The sequence below is a fragment of the Ensifer sp. EB106-03-01-XG145 genome, from assembly GCF_058792075.1.
Genome location: NZ_JBYTEC010000008.1, coordinates 205,336 through 222,251 on the forward strand (window position 1 = coordinate 205,336; position 16,916 = coordinate 222,251).

The following is a 16,916-nucleotide window of genomic DNA, read 5'->3' on the forward strand; positions in this document are numbered from 1 at the left end:
CCGGCCGGAAAAGCGATAGATTTCAATCGCCAATATAAAAAGCCGGCCAATGGGAACGCGCCGCATGGCTTTGCGGCGAAGCGCGCAAACGGGAATACTGCTTGCGCCAAACGCCGCAGCGGTAAAATATTTATTCTATGTAATTTATGTTCTATTTCGGCCGTTGTGTTCGCGACAGGTCGCCATGTGCCGATGAACCGTCAGGCGATCGTCGGGTATCCTTGACCGGCAGCATCGCGATCAAGCGCCGCCAGGGCCTCGTAATCACTGTCTCCGAGCAGGCTGATACCGCGCAGCGATAGCGTATCGCAGATCTCAGCAAGCGCCGGATCTGCGATGGCTTCCGCAAGCACGCGGCGCAGCAGCACGAGATCCTTTGCCGGCGTCGATGCCGCGGTGATGAAAGGCAATCCCGGACCCTTTTTCGTTTCCGCCAGGATGCGCACGCCAGCGACGCGATCGGGGTCGAAGCGCAAGGTGTTGCCGAAGGTCACGCAGTCGATCGCCGCGATGTCGGCGACCCCGCTGGAAACCGCGTCGATGCTCGCCACATGGCCGCCGGTCTGAAGCACCGACGAGAAGAACCGGCCGTCGATCGCATGGGGCGCCACAGAGGCGCGGAACAGGTTGTAGCCGGAATTGCTGCCGGGATCGTTGATCGCCGCGCGTGCCCCCCGTAGATCTTCGATCGAGCGCGCGGCGGACTTGGCGTTGACGATGATGAAGCTGCATTTGAGCGGACCATCGCAGCCCGGCAGTCCGTAGACCGGCGTCGCCACCAGTTGCACCTGACCGCGCAGGCGCTGGACATAGGGATAGCCGCAGGTCTGGCCGAACAGGAGGTCGGGACGAAGCCACGCCTCGTCATAGCGCATATCCTCTTGCAGAGCCGTGGGCGCATCGACCCCCACGGCGCGAAGGCGGTCCGCCAGCGCCTCCCAGAACTGCCGCGTCGCGTCCTTCAGCGGCGCGGGACTGACATACATGGCAAGACTTGCGATGGGCATGGGCGACCTCGGAGCAACCTCGTGAAGGCGATCAAAAACCTATGCATTGCATAGACTTAATTCGCAAACGAGATCTAAGCGAGCCCCGAAGGCCACCGCGACAATAAGAGACTATTGCACGCGCTTCAGGATCTCAGCCGCAACCTCCGTTGCGCTCGCCGGATTCTGGCCGGTGATCAGTTCACGGTCGACGATCATGTTCGGCTGGAAGGGCGTATCACCGTTGGCGATTGCGCCGCCAGCCAAGGCTAGCGCATCCTGCGGATAGAACGTCATCTCGCCGCCCTTCAGCAGCGGCTTGGCCATTTCTTCCTCGCCATTGCTGAAGACCGTCATCCGATAGCCGGCATAGATCCAGCCGGCATCGGCGGCAGCCTGACGGCCCGCTGCCAGTTCGCCGGTAAACGCAAACGGCTCGGACAGTGTCGACAGAAGCGCGATCGGCCCGTGGCACATCAGGGCGGTCGTCTTGCCGCTCGCGTGAAAATGCCGAAGCAACTCGCCGAGGTCCGCGTCGACAAGCAAATCCTGCATCGGCGCATGCCCGCCCGGAACATAGACGGCATCGAAATGGTCGTAGCCGATCTGTTCCACCCGCGACAGACTGACAACCGGTGTCTCGGCCGGCGAGGTGATCTTGAGCTTGCCGAGCAGTGCTTCGCTTTCCCGCATCGCCGTTTCATCGCCGCCGAAATACATCCTGTCGATCGACGTACGGTCGACGCTGGGGGCCATGCCCTTCGGCGTCGCAAAGGTCACCTCATGACCGGCGTCCAGAAACGCCTTCACCGGCTGCATCAATTCGTTGAGGTAGAAGCCGGTCTCGAAAACCTTGCCATCCTTGAGGTCCAGGCTGTTTTCATCCGAAAGCACTACCAGGATATTGCCGGCATGCGCGTGCGTGGCGCCGAGGACGATTGCCATCGTGGCTGCCAGGTTCATCAGCATTTTCATCTCTAAGTCTCCGAATGGAGGTCTCACGGCCTCCTGCAACTGGGGTGCTTCAGGCGACGAGAACGTCGCGCAGGGCCTCGCCGACGCCTGTGGCGGACTGCGGATTCTGGCCGGTGATCAATCGGCCATCGACGACCACCTTCGACGTCCAGTCCGGCGCCGGGTGATGCCGCGCGCCGCGCTCGACGAGCATGGTGGCGAGCAGGAAGGGCACGGTCTTGTCGAGACCGACGGCGCGTTCTTCTGAATCGGTGAAGGCGCTGACATCGCGATCGGACACCAGGTAGCTGCCGCCGGAAAGCTTGACGTTTACGAGCGCCGCCGGGCCATGGCACACCGCCGCGACAGCACCGCCGGCCTCGAAGATCGAACGGGTCACCCGGTCGACCGCGCCGCTTTGCGGCAGGTCCCACATGGCGCCGTGGCCGCCGGCGAAAAAGATCGCAGCGTAGCGCGAGGGGTCGACCTCATCGAGCTTGGCGGTCGTGCGGATCGCGGCGCGAAACGCCTCGTCGTTCCAGTAGCGCTGGTTGATCTTATCTTCGAGATCGAGACCGTCGATCGGCGGTTCACCCCCTTTGATCGACGCGAATTCGACGGAGATCCCGGCCGCGTCGAGCACGGCCAGCGGGTGCGTGACCTCACCGAGATAGAAGCCGGTCGGCTGGCCGCCGTCTCCCTTAGCGCCGTGGCTGGTGAGAACGAAAAGCACTGGTTTTCCGGCTATCGGGGCTGTCTCCGTCATCATCACTTCCTTTTTGGGAATGGGCCCGACGTCGCGGGCGTTGCTGATGGCGTCTATTTATTGTCTCCGATTCAGGCGATAAATTCGCCTTCAGGGAAATGATTTGGTCTTGAAAGGCAAAGATGCGCCGCTTCGATCACCTCGCCGACGTCGAGGCTTTCATCACGGTCATGGACAGGGGTTCGATGACCGCCGGCGCCGTGGCGCTTGGTACGACGCCTTCGGTGTTAAGCCGGGCGATCACCCGGCTGGAAACGAAGCTCGGGACCCAACTGATGCGGCGAACGACGCGGCGCATCAGCCTCACCGAAGCGGGACGCACCTATCTGGAACAGGTCCGCTCGGCCTTCGAGACGATCGACCAGGCGGAGCGGGCCGTTCAGGGCGAGGGCGTTCTGGCCGGGCGGGTCCGCCTCAGCGTTTCCACCACCTACGGCCATTTCCGCCTGCCGGAAAAGCTGACGCGCTTCGCGCTGAAGCACCCGTCAGTCATCGTCGAACTGTCGGTTGCCAACCGCAATGTCGATCTCGTCGCGGAAGGCTACGACCTCGCCATACGACTCGGCCAACTTCCCGATAGCGGCATGATCGGGCGAAAACTCGAGGACGCACCGCTAAGGTTGGTGGCATCTCCCGCCTATGTGGCGCGGCGCGGGCTGCCGCGCTCGATCGGCGATCTTACGGCACATACGTGCCTGCCCTTCATCATGCCGAGAACCGGCCGTCCCGGGCCGTGGCTGTTCCGGGTCGATGGGAATGACATCGACTGGGTGCCGCACGGTCCTGTCCATATCGAGGATGATGTGCTCGGCACCGTATCCCTGGCAGAGGCGGGCCTTGGCATTTGTCAGACCTATGACTTCGTCGTGCGCGATCGTCTGGCGCGGGGAAGCCTGGTCGAGCTTCTTCCTGAATTGGGCGGCCGGTCGCGTCCCTTCTCCCTCATCTACCCGCCGCATCGCCATCTCTCAGCCGCAACGCGAGCGTTGATTGACTGTCTTTTGGAGTAAGCTGATAGGCGCGGGGCTGCCGCAGGACATGCGTTAGCCCCGCGCATAGGATGCCTCAGCCGTGCCAGTGCGAGCAGCGGATCACGCTGCAGAAATTGCCGCGGTGGAAGTGCGGATCCTTGTCGGCGATGACATCGGCCTTGACGTTGCCGAAGGTCGTTTCGGGCTTGTGCTTGATGCCATCGTAGAAGGCCTGGATGATATCCTCCTTGAAATCAGGCGTGCGCGGGAAGGCATTGACGACCGCTTCGCGCTCGGCGTCGGAATATTGCTTGTAGGTGAGACCGAGCACGTCCATCTCGACACCGGCGGTCACGAGCGCCACGACCGGATGCATGTGCTCGGGCACGCCCGGCGTGGTGTGCAGCGCTGGGTCGCGGCCAATCCCGCGCACGATCACAGCGCTGCAAGCCTCGCCAGCCGGATGGATCTCAGCCCGCGCCATTTCTCCCGGCTCTTCCGCAGCGAGGTCGGCATCACGCCGGCAACCTGGGTCGAGGAGGCGCGGGTCAACGCTGCCCGCCGCCTTCTCGAGCAGGGACACGAAGCCCCCAAGCAGGTCGCGGCGCAATGCGGCTTTGCCGATGCCGATACGCTGCGCCGTGCCTTCATGCGCCATGTCGGCGTGACGCCGGCAGAGTACCGAAAGCGCTTCGCCAGCCCGGCTCTTCCGGCCGGATAAACTGGCAGGCTGCCGCCCCTACTCGGCCGCCTGAACCCTGCCCCGCTGTGTGCCCATATAGGGAAGCGCGAAGAGATAAAGGCCGGTCGGCACAAGCACGGCAAGCGGCGGCAGTGGCATGAGATAGACCCATTCGGGAAGCGTCGTCAGAGCCATGCCGGCAAAGATCGCCGCAACGGCCAGGGAGAAAAGCACCGACGTCCAGCGATGGATTGTTCGGATGAGAGCGGTCATTTCTGGCACCTCGTTGTTTGAGAAGGGTCCTGAAGCCGGGAGATGGTCAATCGAGCTTTGCGACAACTTCGGCCAGCTGGTCGATGAAGCGTCGCCACCCGACGGTTGCGCCCTGGTAGTAAGACTTCTGATCCGCCTTGAAGCCGCGCTGCTCCATGCGCAGACTGGTGCCGCCGTTGGTGGGAACGAGTGTCCAGGTGACGACGCTGGTGAGATCTTTTGTGTCCCAGCGATAGGCGAGCGAGCGGTCCTTCTCGATCGTTTCGACTTCGCAATCGACCTGTCCCCAGTCGGCCGAGAGCGTGAAGCGACGGCCCACTTCGGGCACGAAATCGTTCCGCATCAGCCATTCGGCAATCAGATGGGGCTGGGTCAGCGCGCGCCAGATCTTTTCCGGCGCATGAGAAAATTCGCGTTCGACCACGACAGAGCGTGTTGTTTCGGTTGTTTCGTTCATTGGTCCATTCTCTTTAGTAAATCATCGAGATCATCGAAACGCTCCTGCCAGAAGCTGGCCATCTCGGTCGTCCAATCGACCAGGGTGGCAAGAGCTTCGCGCTTGGCGCTGTAATAGGTGTAACGGCCTTCATGCCGATCGTGCACGAGCCCTGCCGCCTTCAGGATCTTCAGATGTTTGGACACGACCGGCTGCGAAACCCCGGCATCGGCCAACAATCCGACGACCGTCGTATCTCCTTGGCGGCAGAGGTGTTCGAAGAGCCCGCGACGTGTGGGATCTGCAAGCGCCCGAAATACCGCATCCTGTAACTGCGACATGTCTCATACCCGATTGGCTATGAGATGACATATAGCCAATTGGCTATGTGTTTGTCAAATGCTTTGCGGAAACCCGTTTTCCAGGTCGGTCCGTCCGCGGAATTGGAGCAGGTAGGCGAGAGAGCAACTACTTCGGGGAGACGTCGATCGCCTCGCCGATCGCGTGGAAATGCCCGCCCGCGACATAGTGCAGGCTGCGCAAGGCCGGGTCAGCGGTCTCGAACATCCAGTGCCCATCGCGAAACACGCGATCATCCGCCCAGGCTGCAACGACTTCCGCAACGAACAGATCGTAGCGGCTTCGACAGCACCGCTGGCTTTTCGGTCGAGATCGCCGAGGAGACGAGCGACATCGCAGCGGTGGCGCCGCAGGACCCAACATCCTTTGCCGTTCTCGAAGCGGCGGGCTTTGCAGACGTGGAGAAACTGAAACCGTTTCAGCTCGCCGCCTTCCCGCACCTCGGCGGCAGCGTGACCATCTCGCGCACCGGCTTTACCGGCGACCTTGGCTACGAACTCTTTGTCGACGCCAAGCAGGCGCTCAGTCTTTGGGACCGGCTGTGGCTTGAAGGCGATCGGTTACGGCGCGCTCAACCGTGCCCGCATCGAGGCCGGTTTCATCGTCGCCAATGCCGATTTCATCACCGCCGAAGCGGCGCTGCGGGCCGACCGCGAACGTATGCTGGACGAGGTCGGTCTCGACTGGCTGGTCGATACGGAAAAGCCCTTCTTCAACGGGCGCGACGCCATCTTCCGGGCGCGCGAGAAGAACACGCTGAAGCATGCACTCGTCGGCCTCGAAATCGATGGCAACATCCCGGCCGAGGGTGCGATCGTCTATCACCGCGGCAAGAAGGAAGTCGGCCTGGTTACGGCCGCCATCTGGTCGCCGCTTGCCAAACGCAACATCGCCATCGCCAGCCTTGCGCGCCCCTTCGGCAGCCGGATCGTCGAAGATCTCTGGGTGGAGATCTATGCACTGCGCGAGTTGCAGTATCAGAAGCTGATGAAACGGGCTCGTGTCGTCGCAAGACCCTTCGTCTCGCTACCGGATCGGTTCGGAGTGGCTGGTTCGGCCGGAGGGCAATGGCGCCTCTTGAGGCAGCCGCGCCGTTCCCCGAACAGTGGTGGAAGCGCAGAAACGACGTTCAGGTCCGACCCCGAAGTCGCGCGGGACCGGTTAGCTCCGGCCCCGCCCATGGATTCAAACTACCAAGTCTTGCTGAGCTTGAGCGTGACGGTCCGGGCGTCGCCATAACCGCACACGAGCACGCCACTGCAGCCGCTCACATATTCCTTGTCGAAAAGGTTGGTGACGTTGAGCGCGGCACCCCAGCCATCCTTTTCATAGCGCAGCCCGGCATCGAACACCGTCGTGGAAGGCACCTTCGCCGTGTTCTCCTTGTCCGCCCAGCTTTCGCCGCGGTAGCGAACGCCGGCACCGAGGCTGACGCCCTCGAGCGCACCCTGCTGTACCGTATAGTCGACCCACAACGAAGCCTGCGCATCGGGGACGAGATAGGGCGACTTGCCGACCAGTGCCCGGTTCGCGTCCTCGGACACCTCGATATCCATGAAATCGAGGCCCGCGATCACCTTCCAGCTCTCGTTGAGATTGACCTTGCCTTCGAGCTCGATGCCGCGGGAGCGCACCTCGCCCGTCTGGGTGGAAATGCTCGTCAACGGGTCGGTCACGAGAGCGTTGCGTTTGGTCAGCTGATAGATGGACGCCGTCAGCACACCATCGAAGAAGGTCGGTTCGTACTTGACCCCTGCCTCGAACTGTTCGCCCTCCTCGGGCTTGGTGTTGCCGGTCGCCGTTACCGCCACGATCGGATTGAAGAAGGTGGCAACGCTGACATAGGGGGTCAGCCCATTGTCGAATTCATAGGCAAGCCCGGCCCGGCCGCTGACGGCGCCCTCGCTGTAGTCGAAGCTCGAGTTCTGTGTCGGAGCCCAGAAAGTGGGGCCGTTATCGGTCTTGGTGTCGACATAGTCGTATCGGCCATTGAGCGTGACGAGCCAACCGTCGCCGAAACGAATCTGATCCTGTGCGTAGACGCCAAGCTGCTGCTGGGTGATCACCTGGTTGATATAGATGGCGTTGGCCGGCTGCGGTGCGCCGTAGACCGGATCCGTGGCGCTGATCGGCGTTCCCGCCGACGATGCCTGAACGTGGTCCAGGCGGAAGAGCTTGTAGTCCAGCCCGACCAGCAGCGTATGGTCGAGCGCGCCGGTCTCGAATTCGCCCTCGATACGATTGTCGACGCTGAACGTATCGACCTTGGAGGTCGCCTCGAAGCCGAGGCGATAGAGCAGATTGTCAGGCGTGGCCGGCGTCGACGAAACCGGGAACGGCAGGCTCGGATCATAATAGCCGTAGGTATACGGGCCGTTCTCATGCTTGAAGAGATGGCCGTAGCGCAGGTTCTGGCTGAACTGCCAACCGCTATCGAACTCGTGCTTGAACTCGTAGCCGAGCATCTGCTGCACATAGGTGCCGGTATCGATTGCCGGTTCGCCGAAGAACGCCTTGCGATCGATCTTGCCGAACGGCGCATCGACGACCGTACCGACATAGGGCAGGAAGCCGCCGCCGGTATGGACCTGATCAAGGCCCTGTAGCAGGCCGTAGACCGTCAGGTTGGTCGCATCGTCGGGCTGATAGGTGATCTGCGGCAGGATGAAGCCGCGCAGGTCTTCCGAGTGGTCCGTGTAGTTGTTGCCGCCGGAGACCTTGCCGGTGACGCGGTAGTTGATCGCATCGTCCACTGGGCGGTACACGTCGATGCCAAGGAAGGCATTGCCATTGTTGTTGTTGCCGGTCTCCACATAGGTGGCGCTCCCATCACTTGGCCGCTTGCTGATGAGACTGACGATGCCGCCCGGATTGGCGCCACCATAGAGCACCGAAGCCGGCCCTTTCAGCACCTCGACGCGCTCCAGCATGAACGGATCGATCTGAAAACCGCCGAAACCGTAGGAGAAAAGATTGAGACCATCGAGGAAGACGCCGGTCTGCGTCGCATCGAAGCCGCGGATGTAGAACCAGTCGGTATCCGGATCGACGCCGAAGGGCTCGGCCATCACGCCAGGCGTATAGCGAAGCGCCTCGTCGATCTTGTTGACGACGCCGCGATCGTCCAGCTCGTCGCGGCCGATGACCGATACCGACTGAGGGATTTCGTTGATCGGGGTGGCAGACTTCGAGCCGGTGGTTGTCGCCTTGGCGACATAGCCGTCGACCGGACCGGTTGCGTCGTCTGCGGTCGCTCCAGCCTGGACCTCGATCTTTTCCAGCCGGGTCGCCGGCGCGTCCTGCGCCATCGCGGCACCCGCTGCCAGAATTGCAATGCCGGCTACCCCACCTGCCAGCCATTCGGCGAAACCTGCCGCCCTGCCACTCACCATCATCTCTTCATCGCCCCGAGCCGCCCATCGCGCCAATCCCCGGGGCGATATGCAGCGTTAGAAAGTAATCCCTATAAGATGAGTATTTATATCAACTATTATGCCGACGCTTGGAGCGATCCGCGACAATTGAACGATCCTGGGCAATTTGCGGCGAACAATCGCCCGTGCGCGCGGCGATTTGCTCAGGCCAATCGGCTCCGCTTCCATTGCGCCGGCGTTGTGCCGACAACCTTGCGGAAGACCCGGGTGAAATGCGCCTGGTCCGAAAACCCGGTCTCGACGGCAATCGCCGTCAGCGACGCGTCATTCTTGAGCAGGAGTTGCTTGGCCCGTTCGACGCGCGTTTTCGTCTGCCACTGATGCGGCGCCATGCCGGTCGAGGCCTTGAACGCGTGGCTGAAATGCGATTGCGACAACCCGGTAAGCGTTGCCAATTCCTCGAGCCGGATGTTGCGGCCGAAGTTCTCCTCGATGTAATCGGCCACGCGGCGCATCTGCCAGGCAGCAAGCGGACTGCGCTTGCGCGGATTGGCGCGGTTGAGCTTCATCAGGTCGATGAACAGCGCGACCGTAAGGCCGTCCCCGTAGAGATCATGCAACGGCTGCGGATTGAGGCACTCCGCGGCGATGAGCCGCGCGAGTTGCAGGAAACGCTCATCATGAAACATCAGCCGGGGCGCGTCGCAACGGCTGGCGTCGAGGTCTTCCATCAGCCGGCGGCTGAGGACATCGAGATTGAAGTGCAGATCGAGATGGCGGATGTATTGCACATCGACGACATCGGCCCAGATTTCCATTCCCGCCGGGATGTAGGAGAGACCTTGTTCGCGATAGTTCTGCACCGTCCCGGGGCCGCCGGGCGAAAGCTTGACGTTGCAGCGGCTCCCGCCTTGGGCATCGAGAACGATGAACATGCGCGGATCATCGGACACGTAGTGACCGCCCGCCAGCGCCTCGCATTCGACATCCCAGACGTCGGCGATGATCCCGTTCCATTCCCGGCGGCGCAAACCGCCGAGAACCTTGAAGCCGGAGATCTTGTTCTGCATCCGTGGCTGGAACGTCATCAATTGCCCAATGCTCGGGGAAATCAGAGGCCGCGCCTCGATCTAATTCCTTCCTTCTTTACTCATCTTTAATTCGCAACGGAAGCCCCGATCGGGGCTCGCATTCGCTAGTCCTGGCGAAGGCGGATCAGGCCGGCATCCGTGGGAACGAACCCGCAGGCTTCAAGGTAAAAGTCGCGAAGATGCGCATCAAAGTCGACATGCAGCCACTCGCAACCCGACAGCCTTGCATTTGCCACCGCCTCTTCGACGAGCCGGCGCGCGTAACCCTTTCGCCGCCTGGGCGCTGAGACCATGGTGTCGAGCAGAAAAGCGTGCACACCGCCATCCCAGGCGACATTGACGAAACCGGCAAGCTTGCCCGAGAGACGCAAGCAAACCCAGCCGAGGCTGAAGGTGTTCACCTGTTTCCACCAATCGTCACCGGCAAGCGCGTGCTCGAAACACTCGGCATGCAGGCCATTCAACTCGGCATTCGCGAAGTCGCCGCGCCATACGAAACGCGGATGGTCAGCGCTGTTGTCAGCCATCATTTCTTCCGTCTTGGTGCCGTGTCAGCTGCCTGTCCGCCGACAGGGCATGCTCCGCGATGATCGATAGCCTGAGCTTTGCGAACTCGTCCAGCAGAGTGCTCTCCGCCTTGTCGAAGGCCTGCACCAGGGCGGCGTTCGCCGCCCGTTCCACCGGACAGGTTGGATGATCTTCCGAAACGCCGGCGGACAAAACCTCGCCTTCGTCGAGCGCTTTCTGGATGTCCAGGACCGTCAAGTCGTCCAGAGACCGCAGCAGCACCCATCCGCCACCTCGCCCTCCCTCTGAACCCACCACGCCCTTGCGCTTCAACGCCGCCATCGTGCGGCGCACGACCACGGGATTGGTGTTCAGCATCTTCGCGATGGTTTCCGAGGTCTCGCGCCCGCCCAAAAGCCCCATATGGATGAGCACGTGGATCATGCGCGCCAGCCGGCTGTCTCGTTTCATATGCCACCCCTAAAGCGTAACTTTTATTGTTACGCATACTTGACCTCACCCAATTCTGTAACTTAGATAATTACGGAATCAAGGACCCAGGGATGCGAAGACGTCAAGAGCGGAAGGACCGAAAATGCCTGCTCGCACCATCGAAACGAGAACGATCCGGATGAATATCGTTTGAACAGGGAGAGGGGCCACTCGTGCTCTTCTGTCACGGCTTTCCGGAAACGGCCCACGCCTGGCGTCATCAAATCGCGGCGCTGGCCAAGGCCGGATTTCGTGGGGTGGCACCGGACATGCGCGGATATGGGCATACGGAATGCCCCTCTGCGATCGACGAATACACCCTGTTTCACCTTGTCGGGGATATGGTCGCGCTCTTGGACGCCCTCGGCGCAGAGACCGCCCTCATCGTCGGCAACGACTGGGGCGCGACGGTCGCGTGGCAGGCGGCGCAGATGCGGCCGGACCGCTTCCGCGGCGTGGTCGCGATCAGCGTGCCGATGATGGCTCAGCCGCCCGTGCCGCCAACCCGCATCTTCCCGCAGACCGATGAGGCACAACTCTACACACTCTACTTCCAGGAACCCGGCATCGCCGAGGCAGAACTGGAACGGGACATTCGACAGACACTGCGGAAAATCCTCTTCGCGGCTTCGGGAGATGCCGGCCCGCGGCAAGCCGGAGACCAGACGCCAAATCCGTTCGGAATGGTCTCGCGGCGCGACGGGCTGCTCGCAGCCCTTCCCGATCCGCAGCAAATGCCGGACTGGCTGACCGCTGCCGACCTCGACGCCTATGCGGCGGCTTTCGCTCGCTCCGGTTTTCGCGGTGGGCTGAACTACTACCGCAACCTGGATCGCAACTGGCAACTGCAAGCGGCGCTCGCCGGCGTCATGGTCGATGTACCGGCCCTGTTCATGATCGGCGAGCGGGACACCGGGCTCAGCATACCGGGGATGCTCGATATCATCAACGCAATGCCCGGCCTCGTCCCCCAACTCAAGGGCAAGATCGTCGTGCCCGGCAGCGGACATTGGCTCCCGCAGGAGCGTCCGGACCTCGCGAGCGACGCGATCATCGATTTCGCGCGGCGCCTCTGACAGCGTGGCAGGTCGCGCGCCGCGACCATCGGCGCGCAACACTCCGGCGGCTCAGACCGCAATCGCGCCCGTCAAACGCAATACGTCCTCCAGCGGAACGAGCCCTTTCATCGAACCATTGCCGGCGGTAGGTTCTCCGTCTTCAATCGCCAATGCAAAGCGGAATGCGGGATCAGCCTCGATGCGTTTGCGCAGCGCATGGATGCGCGGGTAGTTCCGCTCATAGTCCTCAGGCTCGATCGCCTCGTGAAAATCCACCCAACGGGCGACGCCAGCGAACACGGCATCGGCCAGCGTCGGCCGGTCATCCAGCAGATATTCGCCGTCGCCCATCATCGCCTCGAGCTGCGCATGGCGCTTGGCGACAAACTCACGGCCGAAGACGCGGAGCGTTTGGCGATAGTCCTCCGTAGCCTCTTCCGCCTCCAGCGCCACCCACATGGGGAAGAAGGCACCGGTGAAACCGGTGTTGAGGAAGGCGATGAACTGATGCATCCGGTCGGCTTCGTAGGTTCCGGGCGTAAAGCTGATGCGGCGCTCATGGTCCCGCCCCTCGAGCCACAGCGCGATCGCCATCGTTTCCGTAAGGACACGCCCTTCGTCGGTGACCAACACGGGCGTTTCGACCCGGCCGTTCAGCCGCTGATAGGCCTCGGTGCGCATTTCACCGAGCATGTCGACGCGGGTGAGGCGGTAGGGTTGGCCGAGCCATTCAAACGCGGCGACCAGTCCGGCGGAACTGCCGAGCGGAAAGCCCGCGGTGAAGATCGGTTCAGCGATAGTGTGCATGTCGGTTTCTCCATGGTTGATGCCATGGATATATCCGCGTGGACGCTACCTCTGTAGACTGCCGAAAATAGACTTATCGTTCACATATGTAGACGATAGATCTTGCGACGAACGGAAATCAGATCGTACGCGATCGAACCGACGCGTAGAAGCCGCAAGCGGTGGCGTCGTCATCATCTGCGCTCAGCAAAGCGCACTAGCACTTTCGGGCTGGAGAAAACCGGGCTGCTACCTATTTCGTATGAGACCCCATGGAGAGGGCCGCAAGCCTTCAACGCTAAAGGAACAAGACTATGGCAAAGAACACGATCTGCCTCTGGTATGACAAGGACGCCGAAGCCGCTGCGCGGTTCTACGCCGAGGTCTTCCCGGACAGCCGTCTGACCGCAGTGCACCGGGCGCCCGGCGACTATCCGTCCGGCAAGGAGGGCGATGTGTTGACGGTCGAGTTCACCGTTGCGGGCGTCGCCTGTCTCGGCCTCAACGGGGGGCCGATGTTCAAGCACAACGAGGCCTTCTCGTTCCAGATCGCCACCGACGATCAGGAAGAGACCGACCGCTACTGGAACGCCATCGTCAACAATGGCGGCGAGGAAAGCGCGTGCGGCTGGTGCAAGGACAAATGGGGGATCTCCTGGCAGATCACGCCCCGGGTCCTGATGGAAGCGCTGGCGGCCGGCGGCGGCGAGGCGAAGCGCGCTTTCGAGGCCATGATGGACATGCGGAAAATCGACGTTGCCGCGATCGAGGCGGCACGCCGCGGTTGATGCTCCACCGCGGCGGGCGATCTGCCGCTGGTGTTCCCGCTGGCCAAAGCGGACATGCGCATGTCGAAAAAGTCGCACGTCTCCGAAACTTGCTTGCTAGCGCGCGGGCAGGAAGAGAAACCGTTTTTCTGGCAGGCACCGAAAGGACGGTATAGAACTGCGCGAAGCAGCTGGCCGACATCGCATGTTTTGTGACGTTGCTTGCCCGTTGGATATGCCTTTAGACGACAAGGACAGATTTCATGACCGAAAAATCCCCTGCTGACAATTTCCCTGCCGGCTACCAAGTTCCCAAGGTCTGGACCTGGGACAAAGGCAACGGCGGCGCGTTTGCCAGCATCAACCGCCCGATTGCCGGACCGACGCACGACAAGGACCTGCCGGTCGGAAAGCACCCGCTGCAGCTCTATTCGCTCGCGACTCCGAATGGCGTGAAAGTCACGATCATGCTCGAAGAGCTTCTGGCGGCGGGCCATTCGGGCGCCGAATATGACGCCTGGCCGATCCGGATCGGCGATGGCGACCAGTTCGGTTCCGGTTTCGTCGACGTCAACCCCAACTCCAAGATCCCAGCGCTGACGGACCATCAGCCGAAGGGCGGCGGCGAGCCGGTCCGCGTCTTCGAGTCGGCCTCCATCCTCACCTATCTCGCCGAAAAATTCGGCGCCTTCCTGCCGAGCGAGCTTCGCGCCCACACCGAGACCTTAAACTGGCTGTTCTGGCAGATGGGCTCGGCACCGTTCCTGGGCGGCGGCTTCGGTCATTTCTATGCCTATGCGCCGATGCAGATCAAATACGCCATCGATCGCTACGCCATGGAAGTGAAGCGCCAGCTCGACGTGCTCGACCGTCATCTTGCCGACCACCGGTTCCTGGCCGGCTCCGAATACACCATCGCCGACATGGCGACCTGGCCCTGGTATGGCAACCTGGCCCTTGGCCAGGTCTATGGCGACGCCGGCACCTTCCTCGAGGTTCAGAGCTACGAGCACGTCCAGCGCTGGACGGCCGAAATTGCCGCTCGCCCGGCGGTCAAACGCGGCCGCATGGTCAACCGGTTGAGCGGGGATCCGGCCGAGCAATTGCATGAACGTCACGACGCCTCCGACTTCGACACGAAGACTGAGGACAAGATCGTCGAGAAGCAGACCGCGTAAGGAGAACAGAATGGCCAAGCTGGCTGATATGACGAAACATCGGGGTTTTCCCTACGCCATGCCGGGCACGGGCATCCAGTTCGTCATCCGTCGGGCCAATCCCAAGGGGGCAACGCCGATCAAGGCGCTGCCTCGCCATGCGCGGCCGGGATCTGGGGCGCACCGTATCGATGCGGCCTTCCTCCACGCCCTCTGGCATCATTTCGGTGCGGAACCTTTCGAGCGCGGCAATCTCGATGCCGCCCGGCTGAACCTCCTGTTCGGACGCGAGGTGCTGCCGGTCGACAAGGATTTCGATCCCGTGTCCTATGAAGCGTTGCTCATCATCAACGAGAAGGTTGCCCGCCAGAGCTTCCCGGAATCGTTCGAGGACGTATTCGAGGTATGACCGATGCGATTGGGCCCTGAGCGTCTGATCGCCTACAGCGCTGCGCGTCTTATCAGACGCGCAAAGGTCGCTGTAGCACTTTGAATTGCTGCATGTTTTTGTCCTTTAATCGGCTACGATTAAAGGAAACATGCGGTAGGCCCAATCGGCTTCCTCCGCCTCCTCCACGGTTTGGCGCGCTCCGTTCCCGCATCCCCAATGCGCTGACGGGAGCGCCTTTCGGCTCTCCAACTGCATTGGTGCGGCGATCGGGTCGCCTGAGAAATTCCTACCCCGACCGGCGGCTCACCGCAGGAAAATCGTTCCCATATAATCCATAAAATATATGTATTATATGTATGTAAGATTCCTCTTCTCCCCCATGATGCTGAAGCAAGGTCGCACGGCGCAGACCATCGGCCAACGGATTGGCGCACGCCATCGCCGACCGCCAGAACTCAGATCTCGACGGAGGATCCCATGTCCAGTTCCATTTTCGGCCAGGCCTATCGCCGCCGCAGCGTGCTGAAATCGCTTGCGGCCGCCGGTACCCTGCCCTTCATCGCCCCACTTGCCTCGTCGACGGCCCTTGCTTCCGGCAACAACTACGCCGGGCGCACGATCAATCTGCTGATCATCCAGCCGCATGTCGTCACCGGCAAGAAGATCGCCGAGGATTTCGAGAAGCTGACCGGCGCCAAGGTCAACGTCACGGCGGTGCCTTATGACCAGGTCAGCGTCAAGGCGACGCTCGACGTGCAATCGGGCGCCAACCAGTTCGACGTCATCGACTATTTCTACACCTATAAGGGTCAGCTCGCCGAAGATGGCGTGATCGAGGACGTGACCGACCTCATCGAACGCGACAAGGTCGAGATCCAGCCGGAAGATTTCATCCAGACCATCTACGACCAGTACACGCTGCATGATGGCCGCCGCTATGGCCTGCCCTATGATGGCGACAGCCACCTGCTGTTCTACAACCGCGAGCTCTTCGACCGCTACGGCCTGAAGGCACCCTCCACCTGGGACGAATACAACGAGAACGCCAAGGTGATCACTACGGCCGAGGCGAAGAACGACATCTATGGCGCAGCCGTCCTGGGCGCCAAGATCCCGGTCATCATCCTTTCGACCTATGCCAACCGCCTGACCGGCTTCGGCGGCAACTTCCTGAAGGCTGACGGCACCTCCTCACTCGACAGTGCCGAAGCCGTCGAGGCCCTGAAGTCGCTGCTCGCCTCTGCACCCCATGCGCTGCCGACGCCCCTCGAAACGCGGTTCGAGGAAGGCCTGCCCGCCTTTCTCAACGGCAAGGCGGCGCAGATCGATTTCTGGACCGATCTTGGCGGCTATGCCCAGGATCCCAAGGGCTCGAAGATCGTCGACAAATGGGGCGTCGCCCGCATCCCGACCGGCGGCAGCAACAAGACGCCGCGCCTCGCTTTCAACGCCGGCTTCGGCTTTGCGATCACCAGCGGATCCAAGAACAAGGATGTCGCCTGGGACCTGATCAAGCTCGCCACCAGCAAGGACTATCACGAGCAGCTGTTGGCGCTGACCGGCTCGGGCATCGACCCGGACCGCCAGTCCGGCCTGAAGTCGGAGAAGTTTAGGGCGTTCCAGCCGCTCGTACAGCCGCTGCTGGACGACGGCGCCTTGGAAAACAGCCTCGCCTGGCCGACGGCCGTCTATGCGCCGAAACTCGAAAACGCGCTGACCGACGAGCTGGCGCTGGCGCTGGCCGGCACCAAGAGCGCAGAACAGGCGATCGCCGATGCCCACCAGGCCTGGACCGAAATCATCGAGACCAACGGCTGATTGCTTGCGGGGCGTGCTCGCTTCCTCCCAGCGCCGCCCCGCCATTT

General features: G+C 61.9%; 16 protein-coding genes and 4 pseudogenes. 8 read left to right on the forward strand and 12 right to left on the reverse strand.

All coding sequences use genetic code 11. From position 1 onward, the window contains the following. Positions 1 to 200: 200 nt before the first annotated feature. The 3 genes from AC3WWH_RS20225 to AC3WWH_RS20235 all read right to left on the reverse strand — a co-directional run bounded on the left by AC3WWH_RS20225 (position 201) and on the right by AC3WWH_RS20235 (position 2,709). Positions 201 to 1,007 (reverse strand): phosphate/phosphite/phosphonate ABC transporter substrate-binding protein, encoded by an 807-nt coding sequence (locus AC3WWH_RS20225; RefSeq protein WP_058322347.1) that lies wholly within the window; start codon positions 1,005 to 1,007, stop codon positions 201 to 203. 111 nt (positions 1,008 to 1,118) lie between these two features. Next, positions 1,119 to 1,961, reverse strand: a complete 843-nt coding sequence (locus AC3WWH_RS20230) for a type 1 glutamine amidotransferase domain-containing protein (protein ID WP_058322346.1) — start codon at positions 1,959 to 1,961, stop codon at positions 1,119 to 1,121. Between the two features lie 49 nt (positions 1,962 to 2,010). Next, positions 2,011 to 2,709 carry a type 1 glutamine amidotransferase domain-containing protein gene (locus AC3WWH_RS20235; protein WP_058322345.1) on the reverse strand — a complete coding sequence of 233 codons (699 nt, stop codon included), beginning with the start codon at positions 2,707 to 2,709 and terminating at the stop codon, positions 2,011 to 2,013. A gap of 119 nt (positions 2,710 to 2,828) precedes the next feature. Here AC3WWH_RS20235 and AC3WWH_RS20240 point away from each other — a divergent pair, with 119 nt between their 5' ends. Further along, a complete protein-coding gene (locus tag AC3WWH_RS20240) occupies positions 2,829 to 3,716 on the forward strand; it encodes a LysR family transcriptional regulator (RefSeq protein WP_058322344.1) in 888 nt (295 codons plus the stop codon). A 55-nt stretch (positions 3,717 to 3,771) separates the two neighbouring features. Here AC3WWH_RS20240 and AC3WWH_RS20245 read toward each other — a convergent pair. Next, positions 3,772 to 4,086 (reverse strand): annotated as a pseudogene (locus AC3WWH_RS20245) (phosphohydrolase); the annotation flags it as partial. On the opposite strand from AC3WWH_RS20245, the pseudogene AC3WWH_RS20250 reads away from it, so the two are divergent. Continuing rightward, positions 4,066 to 4,398 (forward strand): annotated as a pseudogene (locus AC3WWH_RS20250) (helix-turn-helix domain-containing protein); the annotation flags it as partial. The pseudogenes AC3WWH_RS20245 and AC3WWH_RS20250 overlap by 21 nt on opposite strands. Positions 4,399 to 4,416: 18 nt before the next feature. On the opposite strand, the gene AC3WWH_RS20255 reads toward AC3WWH_RS20250, so the two are convergent. Genes AC3WWH_RS20255 through AC3WWH_RS20265 form a run of 3 tightly spaced genes read right to left on the reverse strand, consistent with a single transcriptional unit; the run spans position 4,417 to position 5,409 of the window. After that, complete coding sequence (locus AC3WWH_RS20255; protein WP_058322342.1) at positions 4,417 to 4,632, reverse strand: hypothetical protein; 216 nt, start codon at positions 4,630 to 4,632, stop codon at positions 4,417 to 4,419. A 46-nt stretch (positions 4,633 to 4,678) separates the two neighbouring features. Beyond that, positions 4,679 to 5,089 (reverse strand): SRPBCC family protein, encoded by a 411-nt coding sequence (locus AC3WWH_RS20260; RefSeq protein WP_058322341.1) that lies wholly within the window; start codon positions 5,087 to 5,089, stop codon positions 4,679 to 4,681. Next, on the reverse strand, positions 5,086 to 5,409 hold the full coding sequence (locus AC3WWH_RS20265) for an ArsR/SmtB family transcription factor (RefSeq protein WP_058322340.1): 324 nt from the start codon (positions 5,407 to 5,409) through the stop codon (positions 5,086 to 5,088). The genes AC3WWH_RS20260 and AC3WWH_RS20265 overlap by 4 nt, the downstream gene beginning before the upstream one ends. A 303-nt stretch (positions 5,410 to 5,712) precedes the next feature. On the opposite strand from AC3WWH_RS20265, the pseudogene AC3WWH_RS20270 reads away from it, so the two are divergent. Next, positions 5,713 to 6,466 (forward strand): annotated as a pseudogene (locus AC3WWH_RS20270) (glycine cleavage T C-terminal barrel domain-containing protein); the annotation flags it as partial. 152 nt (positions 6,467 to 6,618) lie between these two features. Here the strand turns inward: AC3WWH_RS20270 and AC3WWH_RS20275 are convergent. The 4 genes from AC3WWH_RS20275 to AC3WWH_RS20290 form a co-directional block, all read right to left on the reverse strand. After that, positions 6,619 to 8,820, reverse strand: coding sequence for a TonB-dependent siderophore receptor (locus tag AC3WWH_RS20275; protein ID WP_373419869.1), 2,202 nt, complete (start codon positions 8,818 to 8,820; stop codon positions 6,619 to 6,621). Positions 8,821 to 9,005: 185 nt separating this feature from the next. After that, positions 9,006 to 9,890, reverse strand: a complete 885-nt coding sequence (locus AC3WWH_RS20280; RefSeq protein ID WP_058322338.1) for a helix-turn-helix domain-containing protein — start codon at positions 9,888 to 9,890, stop codon at positions 9,006 to 9,008. Between the two features lie 107 nt (positions 9,891 to 9,997). Continuing rightward, on the reverse strand, positions 9,998 to 10,420 hold the full coding sequence (locus AC3WWH_RS20285) for a GNAT family N-acetyltransferase (protein WP_058322337.1): 423 nt from the start codon (positions 10,418 to 10,420) through the stop codon (positions 9,998 to 10,000). Next, positions 10,413 to 10,871, reverse strand: a complete 459-nt coding sequence (locus AC3WWH_RS20290) for an Rrf2 family transcriptional regulator (protein ID WP_058322336.1) — start codon at positions 10,869 to 10,871, stop codon at positions 10,413 to 10,415. Before AC3WWH_RS20290 ends, AC3WWH_RS20285 begins: the two co-directional genes overlap by 8 nt. A 124-nt stretch (positions 10,872 to 10,995) precedes the next feature. On the opposite strand from AC3WWH_RS20290, the pseudogene AC3WWH_RS20295 reads away from it, so the two are divergent. After that, positions 10,996 to 11,968, forward strand: a pseudogene (locus AC3WWH_RS20295) (alpha/beta fold hydrolase). Positions 11,969 to 12,019: 51 nt separating this feature from the next. Here the strand turns inward: AC3WWH_RS20295 and AC3WWH_RS20300 are convergent. Next, the gene (locus AC3WWH_RS20300; RefSeq protein ID WP_058322335.1) at positions 12,020 to 12,757 is read right to left on the reverse strand and encodes a glutathione S-transferase family protein; all 738 of its coding nucleotides are present in this window, start codon (positions 12,755 to 12,757) and stop codon (positions 12,020 to 12,022) included. A 293-nt stretch (positions 12,758 to 13,050) separates the two neighbouring features. Here AC3WWH_RS20300 and AC3WWH_RS20305 point away from each other — a divergent pair, with 293 nt between their 5' ends. The 4 genes from AC3WWH_RS20305 (at position 13,051) to AC3WWH_RS20320 (ending at position 16,869) form a co-directional block, all read left to right on the forward strand. Continuing rightward, on the forward strand, positions 13,051 to 13,524 hold the full coding sequence (locus AC3WWH_RS20305) for a VOC family protein (RefSeq protein WP_058322334.1): 474 nt from the start codon (positions 13,051 to 13,053) through the stop codon (positions 13,522 to 13,524). 242 nt (positions 13,525 to 13,766) lie between these two features. Beyond that, positions 13,767 to 14,681 (forward strand): glutathione-dependent disulfide-bond oxidoreductase, encoded by a 915-nt coding sequence (gene yghU, locus AC3WWH_RS20310; RefSeq protein WP_058322333.1) that lies wholly within the window; start codon positions 13,767 to 13,769, stop codon positions 14,679 to 14,681. 10 nt (positions 14,682 to 14,691) lie between these two features. Beyond that, a complete protein-coding gene (locus tag AC3WWH_RS20315; protein WP_057255252.1) occupies positions 14,692 to 15,069 on the forward strand; it encodes a hypothetical protein in 378 nt (125 codons plus the stop codon). Between the two features lie 459 nt (positions 15,070 to 15,528). Next, positions 15,529 to 16,869: an ABC transporter substrate-binding protein gene (locus AC3WWH_RS20320; protein WP_492377191.1), complete on the forward strand. Its 1,341-nt coding sequence runs from the start codon at positions 15,529 to 15,531 to the stop codon at positions 16,867 to 16,869. Positions 16,870 to 16,916 lie beyond the last annotated feature (47 nt).

Bases quoted from the DNA above. Each gene is read 5' to 3' on its own strand.
- AC3WWH_RS20225 (WP_058322347.1), bottom strand. From the start codon at position 1,007: ATGCCCATCGCAAGTCTTGCCATGTATGTCAGTCCCGCGCCGCTGAAG.
- AC3WWH_RS20230 (WP_058322346.1), bottom strand. From the start codon at position 1,961: ATGAAAATGCTGATGAACCTGGCAGCCACGATGGCAATCGTCCTCGGC.
- AC3WWH_RS20235 (WP_058322345.1), bottom strand. From the start codon at position 2,709: ATGATGACGGAGACAGCCCCGATAGCCGGAAAACCAGTGCTTTTCGTT.
- AC3WWH_RS20240 (WP_058322344.1), top strand. From the start codon at position 2,829: ATGCGCCGCTTCGATCACCTCGCCGACGTCGAGGCTTTCATCACGGTC.
- AC3WWH_RS20255 (WP_058322342.1), bottom strand. From the start codon at position 4,632: ATGACCGCTCTCATCCGAACAATCCATCGCTGGACGTCGGTGCTTTTC.
- AC3WWH_RS20260 (WP_058322341.1), bottom strand. From the start codon at position 5,089: ATGAACGAAACAACCGAAACAACACGCTCTGTCGTGGTCGAACGCGAA.
- AC3WWH_RS20265 (WP_058322340.1), bottom strand. From the start codon at position 5,409: ATGTCGCAGTTACAGGATGCGGTATTTCGGGCGCTTGCAGATCCCACA.
- AC3WWH_RS20275 (WP_373419869.1), bottom strand. From the start codon at position 8,820: ATGGTGAGTGGCAGGGCGGCAGGTTTCGCCGAATGGCTGGCAGGTGGG.
- AC3WWH_RS20280 (WP_058322338.1), bottom strand. From the start codon at position 9,890: ATGACGTTCCAGCCACGGATGCAGAACAAGATCTCCGGCTTCAAGGTT.
- AC3WWH_RS20285 (WP_058322337.1), bottom strand. From the start codon at position 10,420: ATGGCTGACAACAGCGCTGACCATCCGCGTTTCGTATGGCGCGGCGAC.
- AC3WWH_RS20290 (WP_058322336.1), bottom strand. From the start codon at position 10,871: ATGAAACGAGACAGCCGGCTGGCGCGCATGATCCACGTGCTCATCCAT.
- AC3WWH_RS20300 (WP_058322335.1), bottom strand. From the start codon at position 12,757: ATGCACACTATCGCTGAACCGATCTTCACCGCGGGCTTTCCGCTCGGC.
- AC3WWH_RS20305 (WP_058322334.1), top strand. From the start codon at position 13,051: ATGGCAAAGAACACGATCTGCCTCTGGTATGACAAGGACGCCGAAGCC.
- yghU (WP_058322333.1), top strand. From the start codon at position 13,767: ATGACCGAAAAATCCCCTGCTGACAATTTCCCTGCCGGCTACCAAGTT.
- AC3WWH_RS20315 (WP_057255252.1), top strand. From the start codon at position 14,692: ATGGCCAAGCTGGCTGATATGACGAAACATCGGGGTTTTCCCTACGCC.
- AC3WWH_RS20320 (WP_492377191.1), top strand. From the start codon at position 15,529: ATGTCCAGTTCCATTTTCGGCCAGGCCTATCGCCGCCGCAGCGTGCTG.